Origin of the sequence: Ferrimonas sp., from assembly GCF_048263965.1 — a bacterium.
Classification (GTDB): Bacteria; Pseudomonadota; Gammaproteobacteria; order Enterobacterales; family Shewanellaceae; genus Ferrimonas.
On the sequence record NZ_JBLXDO010000001.1, the window covers coordinates 62805 to 83717 of the forward strand.

Here is a 20913-nt window from a genome sequence, read left to right on the forward strand (position 1 = left end):
AGTTACAGATCCTTATTCGCCAGCAGCCGCTGTTCCAGCTCGTCCCGCTGCTCGGCAGTATTGATATTGGCAAAGGCCTCGGCCTGACCGGGGAAGATGACCTTGGTCAGGCGCTTTTGGTTGTACCAAAGCAGAATTTTCCTATCACCGTTGGCCAGAAACTCGTCGATGGAGGGGCCTAAATCCGACTTCATCAGTAGGATAACGGAGTGTTCGCGCTCATCGTCGCAGGCAACGGCGATCTGCGCATCCTCTCTCTGCAACTGATCCAACATTTTGTGAAGCAGGTCACCGGGGAGCATGGGCACATCACAGGGCAGCACCAGCAGATAGGGAGAGTCGCAATGACGCAAGGCAGTGCGCATGCCTGCCATGGGGCCCTGGAACCCCTCCAGTTCGTCGCTGAATACGGGGTGACCCAGCTCGCCATAGGCGTCCTGATTACGGTTGGCGATGATCAGAGTCTGGGCGGCGTCCGCTGCGAAGCGCTGCAGAACGTGGCTGATCATCGGCTTCCCTGCCACGGTCACCAGGCCTTTGTCTTCGCCATCCATGCGGCGGGCCCGGCCCCCGGCCAGCACGGCCAGGGTGATGTTGTTATTGGTAGCTGGCACGGGGGTGTTCCTCGCTGACAGTATGAAACAGGTGGCCATTGTGAATCTGCCATACGTCGTGGCACAGCTTGGTCACCTCTGTGGTCTGGTGGCTGGTGACCATAATGCCGCAGCCTCGCTTCTGCAACTGAGTCACCATGGCGGCCACCACCTCTATGGAGTGCTGGTCCAGGTTGGCGGTGGGTTCATCCAGGAGCAGGATCGCCGGACGCACCACCCAGGCCCGGGCCAGGGCAAGACGCTGACGCTCGCCCCCTGACAGCACCTGGGCGGGGCGATCCACCAGGTGAGTCAGTTCGGCGGCGCGCAGCGCTTCATCGATTCTGGCCTCTTTGTCGCTGCGGTTCATCGGCAGCAGGCTGAGGCTGTAAGCCAGGTTTTGACGGACACTGCCGTCGAACAGGTAGGGGGTCTGATGCAGATAGATGATCTGACCCGCACCCACCTTGAGGCGCCACCAGGGGCCCGGCGCGCCATCGACCCTGCGCTCGCCGCCGTCGGGCTTGCGCAGTCCGGCCAGGGTCTTGAGTAGGGTGGTTTTGCCAGCGCCGTTGGCGCCGCGCAGCCAGATGCTCTGCCCAGCTTCGATGCTGATCTCCTCCGCCTGCAGCAGGGTTCGCCCTTCCACGGCGATCAGAGGATCAATAAGGGAGACCTTAACCACGATGACGATGCTCCTGTTTTCCGCGCAACGCGCTCAGAGAGAAGTTCAGCAACAGCGCCAGGAACACCAGTACCATACCCAGGGCAGCCGCTTGCGCGAACTCCCCTTTGCTGGTTTCCAGGGCGATGGCGGTGGGCATGTTGCGGGTCAGGTTCTGAATGTTTCCCCCCACCAGCATGGAACTGCCCACCTCGGTAATGATACGGCTGAAAGCGGCGATGATGGCCACCATCAGTGGCACTCTGAGTTCATGACACAGGGTCAGAAACGCCCGCAGTTTGGACGCACCCAGGGTTCGGGCGGTTTCCCAGGCACGCCAGTCGCCGCCGGCGAAGGCGGCGTAACTAGTGGAGACCAGTACCGGCGTGGCCAGCATGATCTGACCCATCACCATGGCATTCTGGGTGAACAGCCAGCGGAGATCGCCCATGGGGCCCTGGCGGAACAGCAGAAGGTAGACCATCAGGCCCACCACCACGGTGGGGATCGCCTGCAGAGTCTGGAACAGGGCGATAAAGGTGTGGCGTCCGGGAAAGCGTCCCTGAGCAAGCACAAAACCCGCCATGATGGCGGGTATCAGACTCAGGCCCAGGGCTTTGACCGAGACAGTGAAGGAGACCAGGATGATGCTCCACACCTTGTGATCAAAGCTGAGCAGCAGGCCAACCGCCTGCTGCAGGGTGTCTAGGGTGCTACTCATTCACACTACTTTTTGTAGGTCGCTTTAAACAGCGGCTGACCCTTGATGCGAAAATCATCGATCATCTTCTGACCTTTGTCGCTGATCAGCCAGTCGGAGAAGGCTTTGGCGCCGTCATGATTCAGATCTGGGTACTTCTTGTCATTGATCAGAATCACCTGATAGGGGTTTTGCAGGGTCGCGTCGCCCTCAAACAGCACTTTCAGCTTCAGTTTGTGCATAAAGGCCAGGTAGGTGCCGCGGTCAGCCAGCAGGTAACCCTGCATTTCGTTGGCGGTCAGCAGGGCAGGGCCCATGCCTTGGCCGATGGCGCGATAACCGGCGTACTCATTGGAGACCTTGGCCTTCTTCCACAGGTTCAGCTCCTTCATGTGGGTGCCGGACTCATCGCCACGGGATACGAAGATGGCGTTGGTGTCGTGGATGCGCTTCATGGCATCGGCGATGCCTTTGGCGTGTTTCAGGTCAGCGGGATCGCTGTCGGGGCCCAGGATAATGAAGTCGTTGGCCATGACCTGACGTGGCATGCGACCAAAGCCGTCGTCCACAAACTTGGCTTCGGCGCCTGGGGCGTGGGTCATCACCAGATCCACGTCGCCGTTACGACCATGGCGCAGGGCCTTGCCGGTACCTGTGGCGATCACCTGAATGTGGTAGCCGCTGTCCTGCTCAAAGGCGGGCAGCAGGTAGGCCAGCAGGCCGGAGTTGTCGGTGCTGGTGGTGGTGGCCAGTTTGACATCCTTGGCCGCAAAGGCGCCAAAACTTAGGGTCAGGGCCAACAGGCCGGTGACTATGCGCTTCATCTGATTCTCCGTTTTTTTTGGGTATGGCAAATTCTTTTATATGAACAGCAATTTAGATGCCAACTTGGATTCCTCGAAAACCTTGACCTGTCTCACAGGATTTTGCTGGTCAACTAGGTCAAAATGACACACCCTTTTAGCGGGCACGGCCAAAATGGCCTAGCCTGGGACAAATTGGCTCCATATCAATCGGACAATGCTGCGCCATGAACAACGATGATGTGCTACAAACCCCAGCCCTGTCGGTTCTGATCGTCGACGATGAACCCGGCATGCGCTCTTTCCTGAAAAAGGCCCTTTCCAAGCGCTTCGCCCTGGTGGAAACCGCCGGCAGTGTCGAAGACGCCGAACGACTGCGAAGCCGATGTCATTTCGATCTGCTGGTGGTGGACATTCGCCTGCCGGGCCGAGACGGCATCGAATGGAACGAAGCCCTGGATCCGGGCAGCCGCCGCTCCGACATCATCTTTATGACTGGCTATGCCGATATGGAGACCGCCATCCGCGCCTTGAGGGCCGGTGCCGCCGATTTCATCATGAAGCCCTTCCATCTGGAGCAGATGATGCAGGCCGTTGACCGCTGCCTGGAACGACGACTGCTGCGCCGGGAGAACCTGCTGCTGAAGCGGGAGGTGAAACAGAGCCAGATCGGTGACGACACTCTGATCGGGGTCAGCGATGCCATGACCCAGGTGAAAGAGGTGATTGACCGGGTGGCCCCGACCAACTCCGTGGTGTTGATTGAGGGGGAGTCCGGTACAGGTAAGGAGCTGGTGGCCCGCCTGCTGCACAAGAAGTCAGGCCGCAGTGGCCCTTTTGTGCCGGTGAACTGCGGTGCCATCGCCCCGGAGCTGCTGGAGAGCGAACTCTTTGGTCACGTGGCCGGCGCCTTCACCGGTGCCCGCAGTGCCCGTGAGGGGCTGTTCAGCTTTGCCAGTGGCGGCACCATCTTCCTGGATGAGATTGGTGAGATGCCCCTGCAGATGCAGACCGCCCTGCTTCGGGTGCTGGAGCAGCGCGCCATTCGCCCCGTGGGATCCGAAAAGGAGACCCCGGTGGATGTGCGGGTGATTGCCGCCACCAACCGCGAGCTGATGGATGAGGTGAAGGAGGGGCGTTTCCGCCGTGACCTCTATTATCGTCTTAATGTCTTGAATGTGCGCATCCCGGCCCTGCGTGAGCGCCAGGATGACATCGTCGAGCTGGTGCACCACTTTACCCGGCAACTGTCGTCTGAGCTGGGCCTCAAGGAGGTCAGCTGGAGCCATGAGGATCTGGAACTGATGACCCGCCATGACTGGCCGGGCAACATCCGTGAGCTGCGCAACCTGGTGGAGCGCTGCCTGCTCCTGGGTAAGCCGCCGGTGGAGTACTGGCGCCAGCAGATCGCCCCGGAGAACCCTCAGGCTGACGTCACTCAGTCCGGCTACCCGGATGAGATGCCGCTGAAAGAGGTGGAACGCATGCACGTGATGCAGGTGGTGGACAGCCAACAGGGCAACAAGTCTGCCGCTGCGCGGGTGCTGGGCGTGTCTCGCAAAACCCTGGACCGTAAATTCAAAGAGTGGGGCCTGCAGGAGTGATCTTCTCCTATTGGCGTAAGCGTTTCGAAGGAGACGTTCGCCTGTTGACCAGCACGGTGCGTTATCGCCTGCTGGTGCTGATGTTGCTGCCTGTGTTGCTGACTCTGGCCAGCCTGGTGTTCATCACCATCTACTGGAACGTCTCCTACACCGGCAGCCAGCTGTTCATGAAGGTGCGTGCCGACCTGGGGGTGGCCCAGGGGGTGATCCTCGAACAGCTCAACGATCAGGAGCAGGTGATCTCCCAGGTACAGAGCGCCTGGCAGCTAAAGAGCCTGCTTTCCGCCCAGGATTCCCATAATGTGGCCATCAACCGGCTGCTGGAGAAGAGTCGGGAGGACCTCAGCCTGGACTTCCTGCGGCTGCTGACCCTGGAACAGGTGTTGCTGGACCCAAGGCTGTCCAAGCTGGTGCCTGCCGATGGTGAACGGGCTCGCTCAGGCATCCAGGTGTTGCAGAAGCCGGAGCTGGCCTCCCTCGGGCCGGTACTGGCCCGTCGTGCCGAGATGCCCATCTTGTCCACCCCCATGTCCGCCTCCAGTACAGGTGGCATGGAGAGCCGTGGCATGGTGATGCGCACCCTGCTCAAGGTGAAGGCCACCAGTGGTGAAGTGGTGGGCTACCTGGATGGCGGGGTGCTGCTCAACCGCAACCAGACCCTGGTGGACAACATCCGGGACCTGCTTTACGCCCCTGGCACCCTGCCTCAGGATGCCATAGGCACCGTGACCCTGTTCCTGGACAGTGTGCGTATCAGCACCAACGTGCCCGGTAGCCGAGAAGGCGAACAGCGGGCCATCGGCTCCCTGGTTTCAGACCAGGTGCGGATGAAGGTGCTGGATAAGGGCCAGGTGTGGATCGATCGTGCCTTCGTGTACGACGACTGGTACATCTCGGCCTATGCCCCACTCTACGATGTGGATGGCAAGCGCATCGGCATGCTCTACACCGGCTTTACCGAAGCCCCCTTTATTCACAACTATCTGCTGAACATCCTGGAACTGGGTTTCATCCTGATGGTGGTGCTCTCCCTCTCCGGCCTTGCGGTGTACAAGGGGGCCACCGGCCTGCTGAAACCCCTGGACCGCATCCATACCGTGGTTCGGGACATGCAGGAGGGCAAGGAGCGACGCATCGGCAACCTGGGGCTGGACCCGGACAACGAACTGTCTCAGCTGGCGCGACAATTTGACCGTATGCTGGATCTGCTGCAGCAGCGAAACCGTCAGATTAAGGCGGCGGCGGAGCAGCTGGAGTTTAAGGTGGAGGAGCGCACCCGCAGCCTCAAGCTGCGTACCCGGGAGCTGAAGGAGAACCTGCAGCTGCTCGAGGAGACCCGGGCACAGATGGTCACCAACGAAAAGCTGGTGGCCCTGGGTGAGCTCACTGCCGGCATCGCCCATGAGATCAACAACCCCACCGCAGTGATCCTGGGCAACATGGAGCTGATGAAATTCGAACTGGGAGACCGGGCCGAAGATGTGGAGGAGGAGATCGAGCTGGTGCTGCAACAGGTGCAGCGCATCAAGGCGATCATCCAGTCCCTGCTGCAATACGCCCGTCCCGGTGACTTCGACGCTCCCTTGGAGCGCCAGCCCATCAACCCCATCGTCGACGAGATGCGGGTGCTGGTGCGCCACTCCATCGAGAAGCGGGCCATCGATGTGGCCCTGGATACTCAGGCCAGCGCCGAGGTGGTGGTCAACCGGCAGCAACTGCTGCAGGTGCTGATCAACCTGGTAATCAACGCCAGTCATGCCATGGAGGAGCGCGGGCAGATTCGGGTGAGCACTCGTGACTGGTTGGATGAAGAGGGTCGGGTGAAAGGGGTGCAGATGGCGGTGTCCGACGATGGCTGCGGCATCGACCCTGAGCTGCTGCCCAGAATTTTCGATCCCTTCTTTACCACCCGCAAGACGGGGACAGGTCTGGGGCTGGCCCTCTCCTACGGCATCATCCGCCGCTTCGGAGGCCAGATTGAGGTGGACTCCACCAAGGGGGTCGGGACCACTTTCACCATCAATTTGCCCAAGGAGGCGCCTTCGGAGGAGGAGGAGACTCAGTCCATCAGCCTTCGAGGACTGCAATAGCGGATAAACAAAAAGGGCGCCCACAGGGCGCCCTTTTCAGATCGGTTCAGCCTTAGCTCGGACTCCAGATGATGCGGCCACAGCCGGAGAGGTCGTAACCACCCAGGCGCTGGGCGAAGGCCAGGGTATCCGGGGTCTGCATCAGCTCAAACAGCTGTTGCAGCAGGTAGCGGAAGTAAACCCCCTGGGGCATCACCAGGTCGAAGGATTCCTTGCCCAGGGGCACAAACGCCAGGCCAAACTCACCGGCGATCCCCTGGCAGCCCATGCCAAATTCCGCCTCGTTGCGGGCGATCATGCCCGCCAGTTCACGCTCACTATAAGCGGTGCTGACCACATTGATGTCTGTGGTGGTGCGGTGCATCTTGGTGAGCCAGTTGTCGAAGTGGTGACGGGCGCCGGCACCCTCCTGGCGGGCAACCCAGCGGTAGCGCAGGGCCAGAGTCTCGCCCAAGTCGTGGCACAGGTGCTGATGGTCACTGCGCATCATCAGGCCATAGTCCCGGCTGCAGGCGTGGACCATGACCCACTGTTTGAACTGAGGGTGGCGCTTGAGCAGGGCGGTGTGGCGCAGGTCCCGCTCCGCCTCGTCTCCCCAGTGCATGGCGCAGACATCCGCATGGCCCCGGGCCAGTTGGTTCAGGCCCAGCTTGGAGCCGGTGGAGCAGTAGTTCACCAGCCCGGCGGACTCGATGCGGCGCCCCAGGCGGTTGATCACCCACTGCAGCAAGGGGTCGTCGCTGCCGGTGATGATCAGTCGGTCGGAGAGCATGCCAAAGTGGCAGGACTCCATCACCCAGCGATCGATCATTGGCTTGGGGAACAGCCATTTGCCGGTCACCTTGGTGCCGGGCAACTGCTGCTCGTTGGCCATGGCGTACACCTTTTTCTCGTTCAGGTCGAGATACTCGGCAACCTCCTTGGCGTTCATAAACAGGTTTTCGCGTTCCGTCGTCATGCAGGGACCTCATCGAATTCTATGGTTTCAGCGCCGTTGTAGACCAGGAAGTGGCGCCCCTTGGCCCGGGAGACCAGGGTGATGCCCAGCTTCTGTGCCAGCTCCAGCCCCATCTCGGTAATGCCGGAGCGGGAGACCAGCACTGGAATGCCCATCTTCGCCACCTTGATCACCATCTCCGAGGTCAGACGGCCTGTGGTGTAGAAGATCAGGTCGTCGCCGGACTGGCGCTTGAGAAACAGCTCCCCCGCCAGGGTGTCTACGGCGTTATGGCGGCCGATGTCCTCTACGAAGGAGAGGATCTCGGTCTGCTGGCAGACACCGCAACCGTGCACGGCTCCCGCGTTCTTGTAGGTTTCGTTGTACTCACCGAGATTCTTCAGCAGACCGTAGATGGTGGATTGCTTCAGGCTGGGCACCTTTAGGCGGATGTTGTCCACATCGGCCATGAAGCTGCCAAACACCGAGCCCTGGCCGCATCCCGAGGTCACGGTCTTTTCGCTCAGCTTCTCCTGCAGCCCCTCGATGGACTCGCTGGTGATCACCGCGGCGGAGCTGACGGACCAGTCGACGATTACCGACTCCACCTTGTCCACGTCGCTGATGAAGCCCTGGTTCTTAAGGTAACCCAGGGCCAGCTTCTCGGGCCGGGCGCCCAGGGTCATCAGGGTCACTATGGGTTGCCAGTTGAGGTAGAGGGTCAGGGGCCGCTCACAGGCGATCTGCTTCTCCAGGCGCTGGCCGGTGGCATCGATGGCCTCCACCGTCTTGGTCAACGGGGCATCGGTGTCGGTTCGACTGAATTGGGGCATAGAGGTTCTTCTGTTCAAGGGGATCTACAAACTCTAGTGATTTGTTAGCAAAAACTGTTCCAGCATTTAGGGGCTTGGGGGGCCCAACTCTGTGAATGGGGTCACCCCATTTTGACCAGTTTGACCCAACACTCTGACCCGGTTGGGACAAAATGTCCTTTCAGACTGTGGGGATGTGATCATTCTCACGCATTCGCCCCCATTTTGCGTTGGAACGTTTTTTGCAGCCTCTGGAGCACACTTAAGTGCGGAACAGCCATCACAGGGCGAGGAACCGATGCAACGAACCGAAAACATCTGGCCGCTTCAGGTCAAGCTGAAATCCGAACAGGTCACCATGGGCCGCTGGAGCGAGACCCGCTGGTCTGTGGATGCGCTGCTTCCCGGCGATGCCGAGCAGGTCGAGGGTGCCACCCTGGTGGGACTGGAGCTGCACCTGGATGAGCGTGCCAACTACCGCCTCAACCTGGACCTGGATAATCCTCTGCTGTTTGTGGTGTGCGACGAAGATGAATCGGGCCAGCCCATCCCCATGCTGGTGACCGCCAACCAGAATATCGCCGCCGGCTGCCTGGAGAGCGATCAGCCGGTGTTTACCTATCCGCTGCCCAAGGCGGTGGGGTGTTGGATTGAAGCCTTTATTACCCGACACGGTGAGCAGCAGATCTGCGCCCATCGCCGCAAGCACATCGATGTGCGCGGAGAGATGAAAGAGCGCCGGGAGAAACGCCATGACCGACCCTAAGCCTGGCCTGCTCTCACGTTGGCAACAGCGACTGACCAAGGTCAAGGAGGAGCAGGAGGAGGAGCGCCTGGCCCAGGAACAGGCAGCGGAAGAGCAGGCCGCCAAAGAGCAGGCTCTGGCCCGGGAGGCGGAAGAGGCGGCCGACGAAGAGGTTTCGTCTGAGGAGACGGAAGCCAGCTCCGAAGAGGAGGCCGAAGCGCTGCCGGACCCGGATGCCATCGAGGAGGGGGGCAGTTTCGCCGCGTTTCTGAAGGAGGGGGTCGACCCCACCAAGAAGCGTGATGCCTTGCGGGCCTTGTGGAGTCAGCCTCAATACAACATCACCGACGGCATGGCGGAGTACGCCCTGGATTACAGCGATCAGCCCAAGCTCAGTGCTCAGGTGGCCAAAGAGGTGGCCACTCAGGTGTTCCGGCATCTGGATAAGGCGCTGGAGGAGGAGCGTCGCCGTGAAGCCCTGGCGAAGGCCGAGCAGGAATCCGGCGAAGGCGAAGAAAACCAGCCAGAATTACCCGGTGCCGACGGGGAGCAGGGACATCTTGACCCAGAGGTCGAACAGGATGACCCAACTCAGCAGAGCTGACCGGGTTTGAAGTCAGCCTCTGAGGTGAGTTGTTGGTACAGCCTTTGCTGATCAACGGAATAAAAAAGAATCCATAGTCACGACCACCCGGCACAGACACAGGGTGGCGATGGCAACAAAGAAACAGGAACGCACAGTGAGCAATACCCAATACGCCGAACAGGCGCTGGCTCAGGTCCAGATGCTGGAGAACCTGATCCCGCAAACGGTTACCTACACTACCGCCGGCCACCTTCTGATTCTCGGGCCGGAGGACGCCATTCGCCTGGCTGCCGCCGACCTCGACGGCATGGCCTCCGTGACTCTGGTGGCCACCGACCCCATCACCAGCCAGGATGAAGACCACCTGGCCAGGGTGATGGATGCGGTGGAGCGCACCGAGAGCCTGCCCAGCTACTACAGCAAGCAGGTTCGCGTGAAAGGCTTCCTGGGTCAGTACCAGGCTTTCATCAAGGAGAGTGACAAGGAGCTGGAACTGGCGCCCGCTGCGGTACGCCGTCCCCACTACGATCTGGTGCTGGACCTGGGGCAGAGCCCCAGCCTGACTCTGGAGCTGTTGCCTCCGGGCTACTTCCACGTGGGTGACGATGCCAACAAGCTGGCGGCGGCCCTGTCCCAACTGCCTGAACTGGTGGGGGAGTTTTCCAAGCCCCGCTATGTGAAGATCAATGCGGACATCTGTGCTCACCATGGCAGTGGCATCAATGGCTGCACCCGCTGCCTGAACTTCTGCCCTGCCGATGCCATCGCCAGCGTCGACAACCAGATCGTGGTGGATCACAACCTCTGTCACGGTGCAGGCAGCTGTGCCAACGCCTGCCCTACTGGCGCCATCAGCTATGACCAGCCAGCACCGGCCACCCTGCAGGATTACCTGAAGCGACTGATCACCCGTTACGTCGAGTTGGCGGACACCCGTCCTGTGGTGCTGCTCCATGACGCCAGTGCCGGCGAAGAGGCACTGAAGCAGATGCAGGCGCAGGCGCTGCCAGGAGAGGTGCTGCCCGTCGCCCTGGAGGAGATCGCCGTTGCCGCTACAGACAGCTGGTTCTCCGCCCTGGCCTGGGGCGCACGCCAGGTGGTGGTGTTGACCACCGACGTGACCCCGCCCACCCTGATGGCGCTGATGACCCGGGAACAGGCACTGGCCGCCCAACTGTTGGAAGCCATCGATCTGCCCGGCCGTATCGAGCTGATGAGTGTGGAGCAACTGCCGCAGCTGGCGGCCAAGGTGGCTGAGTCTGCCCAGTGGCCCGAACTGGCCATCGCCGCTTACCCGGCCAGCTTGGCCAAGCGCGATGCCTTCTACAACGGTCTGGATCACCTCAATGGCTGTGCCGCAGACAACCAGGACACCCTGACCATTCCACACCTGCCCTACGGCAAGGTGGTGGTGGACACCGACAAGTGCACCCTGTGTCAGAGCTGCTCCGCCCTGTGTCCGCCCCGCGCCCTGACCGACGGCGGTGACATGCCGGCCCTCAACTTTACCGAGCAGTCCTGTGTCCAGTGCGGTCTGTGTGAGCAGGCCTGTCCTGAAAAGGCCATTACCCTCACCAGCCAGGTGACCCTGGACCGGGAGGTGCGTCAGCAACCCCGGGTACTGCATGAGGAGCCACCTTTTGAATGTATCCGCTGTGGCAAGGCGTTTGCCACCGCCGCGGTGATCAACAAGATCACCGCCCAGATGCAGAACCACACCGCCTTCGCCGGCGATGCCATCAAGCGTATTCAGATGTGTGAAGACTGTAGGGTCAAAGACATGTTTGAAGACATCCTGAACGATCCTGAGAAGCAACTGCGCGTTTAAACAGAGGTAATCATGACAGAACAACAGCAAAATCGAGTGGTGCCTGAGTTGCAACAGTTCCGCGCCGACATCTACCAGTTGCTGGCGGCCCTGCTGCGCAGCGCCCCCTCCCAGGATCTGATGGAGTTCCTCAGCCAGCTTGAGGTGAGCAGCGACGAAGATGGCGAGATGGTGCGTGCCTGGAGCGGTCTGAAGCTGGCCGCCCAGACCTACAGCGTCGAAAGCGTCACTCAGGAGTACACCGACCTGTTTATCGGCCTGGGCCATGGCGAGGTGATCCCTTACGCCAGCTGGTACATGACCGGCACCCTGATGGACACCCAACTGGTGCAGCTGCGTCAGGACCTGGCCCGTCTGGGTTTTGCCCGGGAGGAGCAGGTGAAGGAACCGGAGGATCACATCGCCGCCATCTGCGAAGTGATGGCGGTGCTGCTGCTGGAGACCCCCCAGCACGTGCAGTTGAGCTTCTGGAACAAACATCTGAAGCCCTGGGCGGGTCGCCTCTGGAGCGATCTGGCCAACGCCAAGGCGGCCGCTTTCTACGCGGCGGTAGCCCACCTGGCGGAACAGTTCTTTACCCAGGAAGCGGATGAGTTTGCCGCCCTGACCCTGGATACCCCGGTTCAGGAGGGCAGTATCTAACCGAAACGGTGGGCGTGGCTGGTCTACACTTCTAGCCACTCCCTGAAGTCCGGAGTACCCGGCGGTGGGGCAGCCTGATGTCGCCCCACCTTAATCCATTAACACCTTGGAGGTGTTATGAAAGACAGGCAAACCCAGCAACAGCGGCGCGCCCTGCTTAAGGCTTTCGGCCTGGGAGCGGGCACCCTGGCACTGGCCAGTGGCAGCGCCAAGGCGGCACTGACGTCGTCTCCTACCCAAGAAGCGCAATCCGACACCCGGTTCAGGGTGACGGCTCATGTTCAAACCTACTACCAGACCCTAAAGGACTGAGGGAGGCTCGAGTATGAAACTGATGCGCAAACTTCACGCCGACGCTCCCGCTTGCGAGTCGGTCTCGCTGGGGCTGAATCGACGTCAGTTCCTTAAGCAGGCGGGTATCGCCTCCGGTGGCATCGCCGCGGCCTCCATGCTGGGCTCCGGCATGATCCGTAAAGCTCAGGCGGTCACCACGGCCAAAGGACCGGTGGAAACCAAGCGGACCATCTGCACCCACTGCTCTGTGGGCTGCGGTATCTATGCCGAGGTCAGCAGCGGCGTCTGGACCGGTCATGAACCCGCCTTTGACCACCCCATCAATCGGGGTGCCCACTGCGCCAAGGGCGCCTCTGTGGTTCACCACACCCACAGTGAAAAGCGGGTGAAATACCCCATGAAGCTGGAGGGAGGAAAATGGAAGAAACTCACCTGGGAGGAAGCGATTAACCAGGTGGGGGATCTGATGCTCAAGATCCGTCAGGAGTCCGGCCCGGATGCCCTGTTCTTTATGGGCAGCGCCAAGTTCTCCAACGAGCAATGTTATCTTTACCGCAAGTTCGCCGCCATGTGGGGCACCAACAACATCGATCACTCGGCGCGGATCTGTCACTCCACCACGGTAGCCGGTGTGGCCAACACCTGGGGCTACGGGGCGATGACCAACTCTTACAACGACATGCATCACTGTAAGAGCATGCTGTTTATCGGCTCCAACCCCGCCGAAGCGCACCCGGTCTCCCTACAGCACGTGCTGGTGGGTAAAGAGCGCGGCGCCAAGATGATCGTGGTCGATCCCAGGTTCACCCGTACCGCGGCCCACGCCGATGAGTACGTGCACATCCGCCCGGGTACCGACATCCCCTTCATCTATGGCCTGCTGTGGCACATCTTCGAAAATGGCTGGGAGGACCAGGATTTCATCGATCGCCGGGTCTGGGCCATGGACGAGATCAAGGCCGAGGTGAAGAACTATCCGCCGGACGAGGTGGCGGACATCACCGGGGTCACCGGTGAACAGATGAAGCGCGTGGCCAAGACCCTGGCCGAGCACCGTCCCGGCACCATTGTCTGGTGCATGGGGGGAACCCAGCACACTGTCGGTAACGCCAATACCCGTGCTTACTGCATCCTGCAGCTGGCTCTGGGCAACATGGGCACCTCCGGCGGCGGCGCCAACATCTTCCGCGGTCATGACAACGTACAGGGCGCCACCGACCTGGGGCTGCTGTTTGACAACCTCCCCGGCTACTACGGCCTCTCCGAAGGGGCTTGGAAGCACTGGTCCAGGGTATGGGAACTGGATTATGACTGGGTGAAGAGCCGCTTCGATCAGGGCGAATACCTGGGTAAGAAACCGATGACCACCCCGGGCATCCCCTGTTCCCGTTGGCACGACGGCGTGATGGAGGATCCGGCTAAGCTGGGTCAGAAAGACAACATCCGCATGGCTTTCTACTGGGGACAGTCGGTGAACACCGAGACCCGCGGACGAGATGTGCGTAAGGCCCTCGATAAGATGGATGCGGTGGTGGTGGTGGATCCCTATCCCACCATGGCGGCGGTAATGCATACCCGTAAGGACAATGTGTTCCTGTTGCCAGCCTGCACCCAGTTCGAGACTTATGGTTCGGTGACCGCCTCCAATCGTTCCATTCAGTGGCGCGACAAGGTAGTAGAACCGGTATTCGAGTCCAAGCCCGATCAGGAGATCATGTATCTGCTGGCCAAGAAGCTGGGTTTCGGCGACCAGTTCTGTAAGAACATCAAGGTCAACAACAACGAGCCTCTGGTGGAAGACGTGACCCGGGAGTGGAACCGGGGCATGTGGACCATCGGCATGACCGGCCAGTCGCCAGAGCGACTGAAGATGCACCAGATGAACTGGGGCACCTTCGAGTTCGAAGACCTGTCTGCTCGCGGCGGTCCCGCCAAGGGCGAAACCTATGGCCTGCCCTGGCCCTGTTGGGGCACTCCGGAGCTTGGACATCCGGGTTCCCACATCCTCTACGACACCTCCAAGCACATCATGGAGGGGGGCGGTAACTTCCGTGCCCGTTTCGGTGTGGAGTATGAGGGACAGAACCTGCTGGCTAACGACCCGGGTTCCAAGGGCAACGAGTTGGGTGGCGGCCACCCTGAGTTCAACGACCAGATGCTCAAGCAGTTGGGCTGGTGGAGCGAGCTGACCACCGAGGAGCAGCAGGCGGCCGAAGGACGCAACTGGAAGACCGACCTTTCCGGTGGCATTCAGCGAGTGGCCATGGCCCATGGTTGTATCCCCTACGGCAACGCCAGGGCCCGATGCAAGGTATGGACCTTCCCGGATCCCGTGCCTATCCACCGTGAGCCCCTGTATACCCCAAGACGGGATCTGGCGCTGAAGTACCCCAACCTGGATGACCGCCAGGTGCACCGTCTGCCTACCCTGTACAAGTCGATTCAGGAGAAGGTGATTCGCGAAAATCTGGACAAGAAGTTCCCGTTGATCGTGACTACCGGACGACTGGTTGAGTACGAGGGTGGTGGTGAGGAAACCCGTTCCAACCCCTGGCTGGCGGAACTGCAGCAGACCATGTTCGTCGAGATGAACCCGGCGGATGCGGCGGACCGCGGCATCAGGGAGGGGGATGCGGTGACCCTGCACAGCCCGGAAGGCCCTGTGATTGAGATTGTCGCCATGATCACCGAGCGGGTGATACCGGGTGAGTGCTTCATGCCCTATCACTTCGCCGGCATCTTCGAAGGCGAAAGTCTGGTTCCAAGATACCCTGAGGGCACAGTGCCCTATATCCAGGGTGAGTCTGCCAACACCGCCATGACCTATGGTTATGATCCGGTGACCCAGATGCAGGAAACCAAGGTGTCCATCTGCCAGATCAACAGGGCATAAGGAGGCTCCATGGCAACGATGAAATTCCTCTGCGACACCAAACGCTGCATCGAGTGTAACGGTTGTGTGGTCGCCTGTAAGAGTAAGAACGACTCCGCCCTGGAGTGGGGCATCCAGCGTCGTCGGGTGGTGACCATCAATGATGGTCAGGTAGGCAAGGAGGCCTCCATCTCGGTGGCCTGCATGCACTGCTCAGACGCCCCCTGCATGGCGGTGTGTCCGGCGGACTGCTTCGAGCGCACCGCCGACGGCATCGTCCGTCACTCCAAGGATAAGTGCATCGGTTGCGGATACTGCTTCTACGCCTGCCCCTTTGGCGCGCCGCAGTTCCCGAAGCAGTCGGTGTTCGGCTCCAAGGGCAAGATGGACAAGTGCACCTATTGCGCCGGTGGCCCCGACGCCGAGCCTGGTTCGGCCAAGGAACTGGAGCTCTATGGTGTCAACCGCATCGCCGAGGGCAAGCTGCCCTTCTGCGCCGAGGTGTGCTCCACCAAGTCACTGTTGGCCGGTGATGCCGAGACCATCTCCGAGATCTTCCGCCAAAGGGTGGCAGTTCGAGGAGCATCGGAAGCGGGCTGGGACAGCTAAGGAGGTCGCAATGAGAAGCAATAATCTGTTGCGCCTGTTGTGCTGGCCTCTGCTTGCCCTGGTATTGAGTGCGGGGGCGTATGCCTCCACACCCGATGCCGAGGAGCAGGCGGGCAGGGCGCTGATGGCGGCTCAGGCGGCGGAGCTGCAGGCTGCACAAGCGGCCAATGAGCCGGATCCCCTGTGGACCCAGGTTCGTGCCGGTGAGTCCGGGCGCACCACCGCCCAGGGGCCTTTCGCCGGGCAACTGATCAACGCCTACGATCCTTCGTTGGTGTCCACCCGCAGTGATACCACCGCGCCTGCATTGGCGGCGGCACTGTTTGGGGTGTTCGTGATCTTTGCCCTGTTCGTGTTGGTGAACGGTCCCTCGCGGCTCAGTGCCGGGTTCTCCAATGTCATGGTGAAACGTTGGCCCAAGACTGACGTTTTCATCCACTGGCTGATGGCGATCCCCTGCTTGCTGCTGATCATCACCGGGCTGATGCTGTTGGCAGGCCGCTATGTGTTTGGTGCCTGGTTGGGGCCGGATGCGGTGGCCGCCATGGCCGCCATGGCCAAGCCGATCCACGACTATATGGCGATACCCTTTGCCATCGGCGCCATACTGGCGATGTTGCGCTGGATGAAGCACAACGTTCCCGCCGGTTATGACCTCAAGTGGTTCACCACAGTGGGCGGCTACCTCAACTTCGGGCCTTTCAAGGATGCTCACCCGGATGCGGGGTTCTCCAACGCCGGCGAGAAGTTGTGGTTCTGGTGTTTCACCCTCTTCGGGCTGATCATCATCGGTTCGGGTGTGGTGATGTTGTTCCCGGACCTGGTTGAGCCGACCCGCAGTGGCAGTCTATTGGCGATCACTCTCCACGGCCTCAGTGCCATCATCCTGACCGGCTTTACCGTGGTGCACATCTTCATGGCCACTGTGATGTCGGAAGGGGGGATGGAGTGCATGGTCTCTGGCTACTGTGACGAGAACTGGGCCAAGCAGCACCACAATGTCTGGTACGACGAAATCAAAGCGGAGGGCTCCATAGAGTACCGCTCCTGAAAACGTTACTGTGAGCGCGGTGCTGAGCAGCACCAGCAATGTGTTCCGGTCGACGAAATCAAAGCGGAGGGCTCCATAGAGTACCGCTCCTGAAAACGTTACTGTGAGCGCGGTGCTGAGCAGCACCAGCAATGTGTTCCGGTCGACGAAATCAAGGCGGAGGGTTCCATCGAGTACCGCTCCTGAAAACGCGACTGTGAGCGCGGTGCTGAGCAGCACCAGCAACGTGTTCCGGTCGACGCAATCAAGGCGGAGGGCTCTATCGAGTACCGCTGTTGTAAACGCGACTGTGAGCGCGGTGCTGAGCAGCACCAGCAACGTGTTCCGGTCGACGAAATAAAGGCGGAGGGCTCCATCGAGTACCGCTGTTGTAAACGCGACTGTGAGCGCGGTGCTGAGCAGCACCAGCAACGTGTTCCGGTCGACGAAATAAAGGCGGAGGGCTCCATCGAGTACCGCTCTTGATTTTCTGTGTGCCATGGCACTGATTTAAAGGCCCCAAAAGGGGCCTTTTCCTTTTGCAGCTTGAATAGGGGAGGGAAAGGTCGTTCAACCTTCCGAATTCTGTTGCGGTCACCTCAGCTCAGGGGGGAATTGCTGTGCAAAAATTGAGCAAACAGTTCGATCCAGGCCACTTTTTTTACCCCTTTTCGGGGATTATTTTTCACTTGCTGGCGGAAAAAGTCTGACTCAAAGCCCGCTGACATAACCATACCTATAGCGGGGATATCCCCCACTTGTCCCACTCTGACCCAATGATCACAAGTTGATAACATTCGCGGTCAATATGTCCCAATGCGTATGATTTTTCTCGGAAAATCAGAGCGAACCAAAGTTGATTTGAATCACGTTTTCCCTCTTGGGTGCTGGCATAATCGGCGGTGCTAATGTGAGCAAACTCAAAAAATGGGTTGGAGCGTGATGGCGCAGTGACTGGTTCTCACGGACCGAGGAGCCTGATCTCATTCAGCCCCGCCTACCTAGAAAGAGGTAACAAATGACCAACAAAACCCAGCAGGCGCGCCGAGCGTTTCTGAAGAACCTGGGAATGGGCACCGTCGCTGCAGGCGCAGCGGTAGCGGTAACCAGCACCCAGGCGGTCGCTGCCACCGAAGAGAAGCGCGCGGAGTCCGATAAGGCCTACCGTGAAACCGACCATGTCCGCAGCTACTACGCCAGCCTGCGCGGCCAATAAGTGAGGTTTTCGATGAAACTGGAACGTCAATCCAAGGTTGTGGCGGCCGAGAAGAAGGTCGGACTGGGCCTTAACCGTCGTCAATTCCTGAAGAATGCCGGTGTGACCACCGGAGGCATCGCCGCTGCGTCCATGCTGGGTGCCGGCATGATCCGTAAGGCTGAAGCGTCTCAAAGCGTTGATCCCAGCGCCCCTATCGAAGTGAAGCGTACCATCTGTTCCCACTGCTCTGTGGGTTGTGGTATCTACGCCGAAGTACAGAACGGTGTATGGACCGGTCAGGAGCCTGCCTTCGACCACCCCATCAACCGCGGCGGCCACTGCGCCAAGGGTGCCTCCATCCGTCACCACGGCCACAGCGAGAAGCGGGTTAAGTACCCCATGAAGCTGGAAGGCGGTAAGTGGAAGAAACTGTCCTGGGATCAGGCGATCAATGAGATCGGTGACCTGATGCTGAAGATTCGTGAAGAGTCTGGTCCAGACGCCCTGTTCTTCATGGGCTCCGCCAAGTTCTCCAACGAACAATGTTACATGTACCGTAAGTTTGCGGCCATGTGGGGCACCAACAACATCGACCACTCTGCCCGTATCTGTCACTCCACCACGGTAGCCGGCGTAGCCAACACCTGGGGTTACGGTGCGATGACCAACTCTTACAACGATATGCACAATTGTAAGAGCATGATCTTCATCGGCTCCAACCCTGCCGAAGCGCACCCTGTCGCGATGCAGCACATCCTGACCGGTAAAGAGCGCGGCGCCAAGATGATCGTTGTCGACCCAAGATTCACCCGTACTGCGGCCCACGCCGACGAGTACGTGCACATCCGTCCTGGTACCGACATCCCCTTCATCTACGGCCTGCTGTGGCACATCTTCGAGAATGGTTGGGAAGATCCTGATTTCATCCGTCGCCGCGTATACGGCATGGAGATGATCCGTGATGAGGTGAAGAACTACCACCCTGCCGAAGTAGAGAACATCACCGGCGTAACCGGTGAGCAGATGAAGCGTGTAGCCAAGACTCTGGCTGAGCACCGTCCCGGCACCATCGTATGGTGTATGGGTGGTACCCAGCACACCGTAGGTAACGCCAACACCCGTGCTTACTGCATCCTGCAGCTGGCCCTGGGTAACATGGGTACCTCCGGCGGCGGCGCCAACATCTTCCGTGGTCACGACAACGTACAGGGCGCCACCGATATCGGCCTGCTGTTCGACACCCTGCCTGGCTACTATGGTCTGAAGACCGGTTCCTGGAAGCACTGGGCCAACGTTTGGGATCTGGACTACGACTGGGTGAAAGGCCAGTTCGACCAGGGTGAGTACCTGGGCAAGGTGCCCATGAACACCCCGGGTATCCCATGTTCACGCTGGCACGACGGCGTTCTGGAAGATGCCAAGAAACTGGGTCAGAAAGACAACGTTCGCATGGCCTTCTTCTGGGGTCAGTCCGTGAACACCGAGACCCGTGGTCGCGAAGTTCGTGAAGCCCTGAACAAGATGGACGCCGTTGTGGTTGTGGATCCCTATCCAACCATGGCCGGTGTGATGCACCAGCGTAAAGACGGTGTCTACCTGCTGCCTGCGGCGACTCAGTTCGAGACCTATGGTTCCGTAACTGCGTCCAACCGCTCCATCCAGTGGCGTACCCAGGTGGTTGAGCCTGCGTTTGAGTCCAAGCCTGACCACGAGATCATGTACCTGCTGGCCAAGAAGCTGGGCTTCGCGGAGCAGTACACCAAGCGCATCTCCGTTCAGAACAACCAGCCTAACGTGGAAGACATCACCCGCGAGTGGAACCGCGGCATGTGGACCATCGGTATGACCGGTCAGTCTCCTGAGCGTCTGAAGACCCACCAGGAAAACTGGGGCACCTTCTCTTGGGAAGATCTGGCTGCACCAGGTGGCCCAGCCAAGGGCGAAACCTACGGTCTGCCTTGGCCTTGCTGGGGTACTGCTGAAGTTAAGCACCCAGGTACCCACATCCTGTATGACACCTCCAAGCACATCATGAAGGGTGGCGGTAACTTCCGTGCGCGCTTCGGTGTTGAGCACAACGGTGTCAACATCCTGGCTGAAGACCCAGGCTCCAAGGGTAACGAGCTGGGTGACGGTCACCCAGAGTTCACCGCCGACATGCTCAAGCAGCTGGGTTGGTGGGATGAGCTGACCGCCGAAGAGAAGAAGCACGCCGAAGGCAAGAACTGGAAGACCGACATCTCCGGTGGTATCCAGCGTGTTGCCATGAAGCATGGCTGTATCCCTTACGGTAACGCCAAGGCCCGTGTACGTGTGTGGACCTTCCCCGATGAGATTCCGGTACACCGCGAGCCTCTGTACACCCCACGTCGTGACCTGATCGCCAAGTACCCCACGTACGACGATCGCCAGGTTCACCGTCTGCCGACCCTGTACAAGTCCATCCAGCAGAAGGTCATCAAAGAGGACCTGGATAAGAAGTTCCCGCTGGTGGTGACCACAGGTCGTCTGGTTGAGTACGAGGGTGGTGGTGAAGAGACCCGCTCCAACCCATGGCTGGCCGAGCTGCAGCAGGAGATGTTCGTTGAGATCAACCCTGCCGACGCTGCCGACCGCGGTATCCGCGATGGCGATAAGATCAAGCTCAAGTCCCCTGAAGGTGCAGTACTGACCATGCAGGCGATGGTCACCGAGCGTGTGATCGAGGGTGAGTGTTTCATGCCTTACCACTTCGCCGGTGTCTTCGAAGGCGAAGAGCTGCAGTATCCGGAGAGCGGTGGCGTGAGCACCAAGCCCTATGTGGTAGGTGAATCTGCCAACACCGCCATGACCTACGGTTATGACCCGGTGACTCAGATGCAGGAAACCAAAGTGTCCCTGTGTCAGATCGTTAAAGCTTAAGGCCG

The 20913-nt window shown here is 60.0% G+C and carries 18 protein-coding genes; 12 read left to right on the plus strand and 6 right to left on the minus strand.

Going from position 1 to position 20913, the window contains the following annotated elements; translation table 11 throughout:
• Window positions 1–2 precede the first annotated feature (2 nt).
• The 4 genes from mobA to ACN0RV_RS00330 are packed head-to-tail and all read right to left on the minus strand — an operon-like array spanning window position 3 to window position 2781.
• Window positions 3–614, minus strand: coding sequence for a molybdenum cofactor guanylyltransferase MobA (mobA, locus tag ACN0RV_RS00315; protein WP_417344546.1), 612 nt, complete (start codon window positions 612–614; stop codon window positions 3–5).
• Window positions 598–1278, minus strand: a complete 681-nt coding sequence (locus ACN0RV_RS00320; protein ID WP_417344548.1) for an ABC transporter ATP-binding protein — start codon at window positions 1276–1278, stop codon at window positions 598–600. Before ACN0RV_RS00320 ends, mobA begins: the two co-directional genes overlap by 17 nt.
• Window positions 1271–1978: an ABC transporter permease gene (locus ACN0RV_RS00325; RefSeq protein WP_417344550.1), complete on the minus strand. Its 708-nt coding sequence runs from the start codon at window positions 1976–1978 to the stop codon at window positions 1271–1273. Before ACN0RV_RS00325 ends, ACN0RV_RS00320 begins: the two co-directional genes overlap by 8 nt.
• Window positions 1979–1983: 5 nt before the next feature.
• On the minus strand, window positions 1984–2781 hold the full coding sequence (locus tag ACN0RV_RS00330) for a substrate-binding domain-containing protein (protein WP_417344552.1): 798 nt from the start codon (window positions 2779–2781) through the stop codon (window positions 1984–1986).
• Between the two features lie 206 nt (window positions 2782–2987).
• Between ACN0RV_RS00330 and ACN0RV_RS00335 the strand changes: the two genes are divergently transcribed.
• Together ACN0RV_RS00335 and ACN0RV_RS00340 are read left to right on the plus strand one after the other, a co-directional pair.
• Window positions 2988–4364 carry a sigma-54-dependent transcriptional regulator gene (locus ACN0RV_RS00335; protein ID WP_417344554.1) on the plus strand — a complete coding sequence of 459 codons (1377 nt, stop codon included), beginning with the start codon at window positions 2988–2990 and terminating at the stop codon, window positions 4362–4364.
• 80 nt (window positions 4365–4444) lie between these two features.
• Window positions 4445–6454 carry a cache domain-containing protein gene (locus tag ACN0RV_RS00340; protein ID WP_417345370.1) on the plus strand — a complete coding sequence of 670 codons (2010 nt, stop codon included), beginning with the start codon at window positions 4445–4447 and terminating at the stop codon, window positions 6452–6454.
• A 52-nt stretch (window positions 6455–6506) separates the two neighbouring features.
• Here ACN0RV_RS00340 and ACN0RV_RS00345 read toward each other — a convergent pair whose 3' ends face one another.
• Window positions 6507–7412 carry a substrate-binding domain-containing protein gene (locus ACN0RV_RS00345; RefSeq protein WP_417344556.1) on the minus strand — a complete coding sequence of 302 codons (906 nt, stop codon included), beginning with the start codon at window positions 7410–7412 and terminating at the stop codon, window positions 6507–6509.
• Window positions 7409–8224 (minus strand): formate dehydrogenase accessory sulfurtransferase FdhD, encoded by an 816-nt coding sequence (locus tag ACN0RV_RS00350; RefSeq protein WP_286340874.1) that lies wholly within the window; start codon window positions 8222–8224, stop codon window positions 7409–7411. The genes ACN0RV_RS00345 and ACN0RV_RS00350 overlap by 4 nt, the downstream gene beginning before the upstream one ends.
• 277 nt (window positions 8225–8501) lie before the next feature.
• Between ACN0RV_RS00350 and ACN0RV_RS00355 the strand changes: the two genes are divergently transcribed.
• The 10 genes from ACN0RV_RS00355 to ACN0RV_RS00400 all read left to right on the plus strand — a co-directional run bounded on the left by ACN0RV_RS00355 (window position 8502) and on the right by ACN0RV_RS00400 (window position 20908).
• A complete protein-coding gene (locus tag ACN0RV_RS00355; protein WP_286340873.1) occupies window positions 8502–8969 on the plus strand; it encodes a DUF3305 domain-containing protein in 468 nt (155 codons plus the stop codon).
• Window positions 8956–9552: a DUF3306 domain-containing protein gene (locus ACN0RV_RS00360; protein WP_417344558.1), complete on the plus strand. Its 597-nt coding sequence runs from the start codon at window positions 8956–8958 to the stop codon at window positions 9550–9552. The genes ACN0RV_RS00355 and ACN0RV_RS00360 overlap by 14 nt, the downstream gene beginning before the upstream one ends.
• Window positions 9553–9661: 109 nt before the next feature.
• Complete coding sequence (locus tag ACN0RV_RS00365; RefSeq protein ID WP_417344560.1) at window positions 9662–11362, plus strand: 4Fe-4S binding protein; 1701 nt, start codon at window positions 9662–9664, stop codon at window positions 11360–11362.
• Window positions 11363–11374: 12 nt separating this feature from the next.
• On the plus strand, window positions 11375–12004 hold the full coding sequence (locus tag ACN0RV_RS00370) for a TorD/DmsD family molecular chaperone (protein WP_417344562.1): 630 nt from the start codon (window positions 11375–11377) through the stop codon (window positions 12002–12004).
• A 117-nt stretch (window positions 12005–12121) separates the two neighbouring features.
• Window positions 12122–12316, plus strand: coding sequence for a formate dehydrogenase (locus ACN0RV_RS00375; RefSeq protein ID WP_417344564.1), 195 nt, complete (start codon window positions 12122–12124; stop codon window positions 12314–12316).
• A gap of 13 nt (window positions 12317–12329) precedes the next feature.
• Window positions 12330–15191 carry a formate dehydrogenase subunit alpha gene (locus ACN0RV_RS00380; RefSeq protein WP_417344566.1) on the plus strand — a complete coding sequence of 954 codons (2862 nt, stop codon included), beginning with the start codon at window positions 12330–12332 and terminating at the stop codon, window positions 15189–15191.
• Window positions 15192–15200: 9 nt separating this feature from the next.
• A complete protein-coding gene (gene fdh3B, locus ACN0RV_RS00385; protein WP_028108000.1) occupies window positions 15201–15779 on the plus strand; it encodes a formate dehydrogenase FDH3 subunit beta in 579 nt (192 codons plus the stop codon).
• 124 nt (window positions 15780–15903) lie between these two features.
• Complete coding sequence (locus ACN0RV_RS00390) at window positions 15904–16830, plus strand: formate dehydrogenase subunit gamma (RefSeq protein WP_417345371.1); 927 nt, start codon at window positions 15904–15906, stop codon at window positions 16828–16830.
• Window positions 16831–17827: 997 nt separating this feature from the next.
• A complete protein-coding gene (locus tag ACN0RV_RS00395) occupies window positions 17828–18025 on the plus strand; it encodes a twin-arginine translocation signal domain-containing protein (RefSeq protein ID WP_417344568.1) in 198 nt (65 codons plus the stop codon).
• Between the two features lie 12 nt (window positions 18026–18037).
• A complete protein-coding gene (locus tag ACN0RV_RS00400) occupies window positions 18038–20908 on the plus strand; it encodes a formate dehydrogenase subunit alpha (protein ID WP_286340863.1) in 2871 nt (956 codons plus the stop codon).
• The last annotated feature ends 5 nt before the right edge of the window (window positions 20909–20913 follow it).

Bases quoted from the DNA above. Each gene is read 5' to 3' on its own strand.
- ACN0RV_RS00325 (WP_417344550.1), bottom strand. From the start codon at position 1,978: ATGAGTAGCACCCTAGACACCCTGCAGCAGGCGGTTGGCCTGCTGCTC.
- ACN0RV_RS00330 (WP_417344552.1), bottom strand. From the start codon at position 2,781: ATGAAGCGCATAGTCACCGGCCTGTTGGCCCTGACCCTAAGTTTTGGC.
- ACN0RV_RS00335 (WP_417344554.1), top strand. From the start codon at position 2,988: ATGAACAACGATGATGTGCTACAAACCCCAGCCCTGTCGGTTCTGATC.
- ACN0RV_RS00340 (WP_417345370.1), top strand. From the start codon at position 4,445: ATGTTGCTGCCTGTGTTGCTGACTCTGGCCAGCCTGGTGTTCATCACC.
- ACN0RV_RS00345 (WP_417344556.1), bottom strand. From the start codon at position 7,412: ATGACGACGGAACGCGAAAACCTGTTTATGAACGCCAAGGAGGTTGCC.
- ACN0RV_RS00350 (WP_286340874.1), bottom strand. From the start codon at position 8,224: ATGCCCCAATTCAGTCGAACCGACACCGATGCCCCGTTGACCAAGACG.
- ACN0RV_RS00355 (WP_286340873.1), top strand. From the start codon at position 8,502: ATGCAACGAACCGAAAACATCTGGCCGCTTCAGGTCAAGCTGAAATCC.
- ACN0RV_RS00360 (WP_417344558.1), top strand. From the start codon at position 8,956: ATGACCGACCCTAAGCCTGGCCTGCTCTCACGTTGGCAACAGCGACTG.
- ACN0RV_RS00365 (WP_417344560.1), top strand. From the start codon at position 9,662: ATGGCAACAAAGAAACAGGAACGCACAGTGAGCAATACCCAATACGCC.
- ACN0RV_RS00370 (WP_417344562.1), top strand. From the start codon at position 11,375: ATGACAGAACAACAGCAAAATCGAGTGGTGCCTGAGTTGCAACAGTTC.
- ACN0RV_RS00375 (WP_417344564.1), top strand. From the start codon at position 12,122: ATGAAAGACAGGCAAACCCAGCAACAGCGGCGCGCCCTGCTTAAGGCT.
- ACN0RV_RS00380 (WP_417344566.1), top strand. From the start codon at position 12,330: ATGAAACTGATGCGCAAACTTCACGCCGACGCTCCCGCTTGCGAGTCG.
- fdh3B (WP_028108000.1), top strand. From the start codon at position 15,201: ATGGCAACGATGAAATTCCTCTGCGACACCAAACGCTGCATCGAGTGT.
- ACN0RV_RS00390 (WP_417345371.1), top strand. From the start codon at position 15,904: ATGGCGGCTCAGGCGGCGGAGCTGCAGGCTGCACAAGCGGCCAATGAG.
- ACN0RV_RS00395 (WP_417344568.1), top strand. From the start codon at position 17,828: ATGACCAACAAAACCCAGCAGGCGCGCCGAGCGTTTCTGAAGAACCTG.
- ACN0RV_RS00400 (WP_286340863.1), top strand. From the start codon at position 18,038: ATGAAACTGGAACGTCAATCCAAGGTTGTGGCGGCCGAGAAGAAGGTC.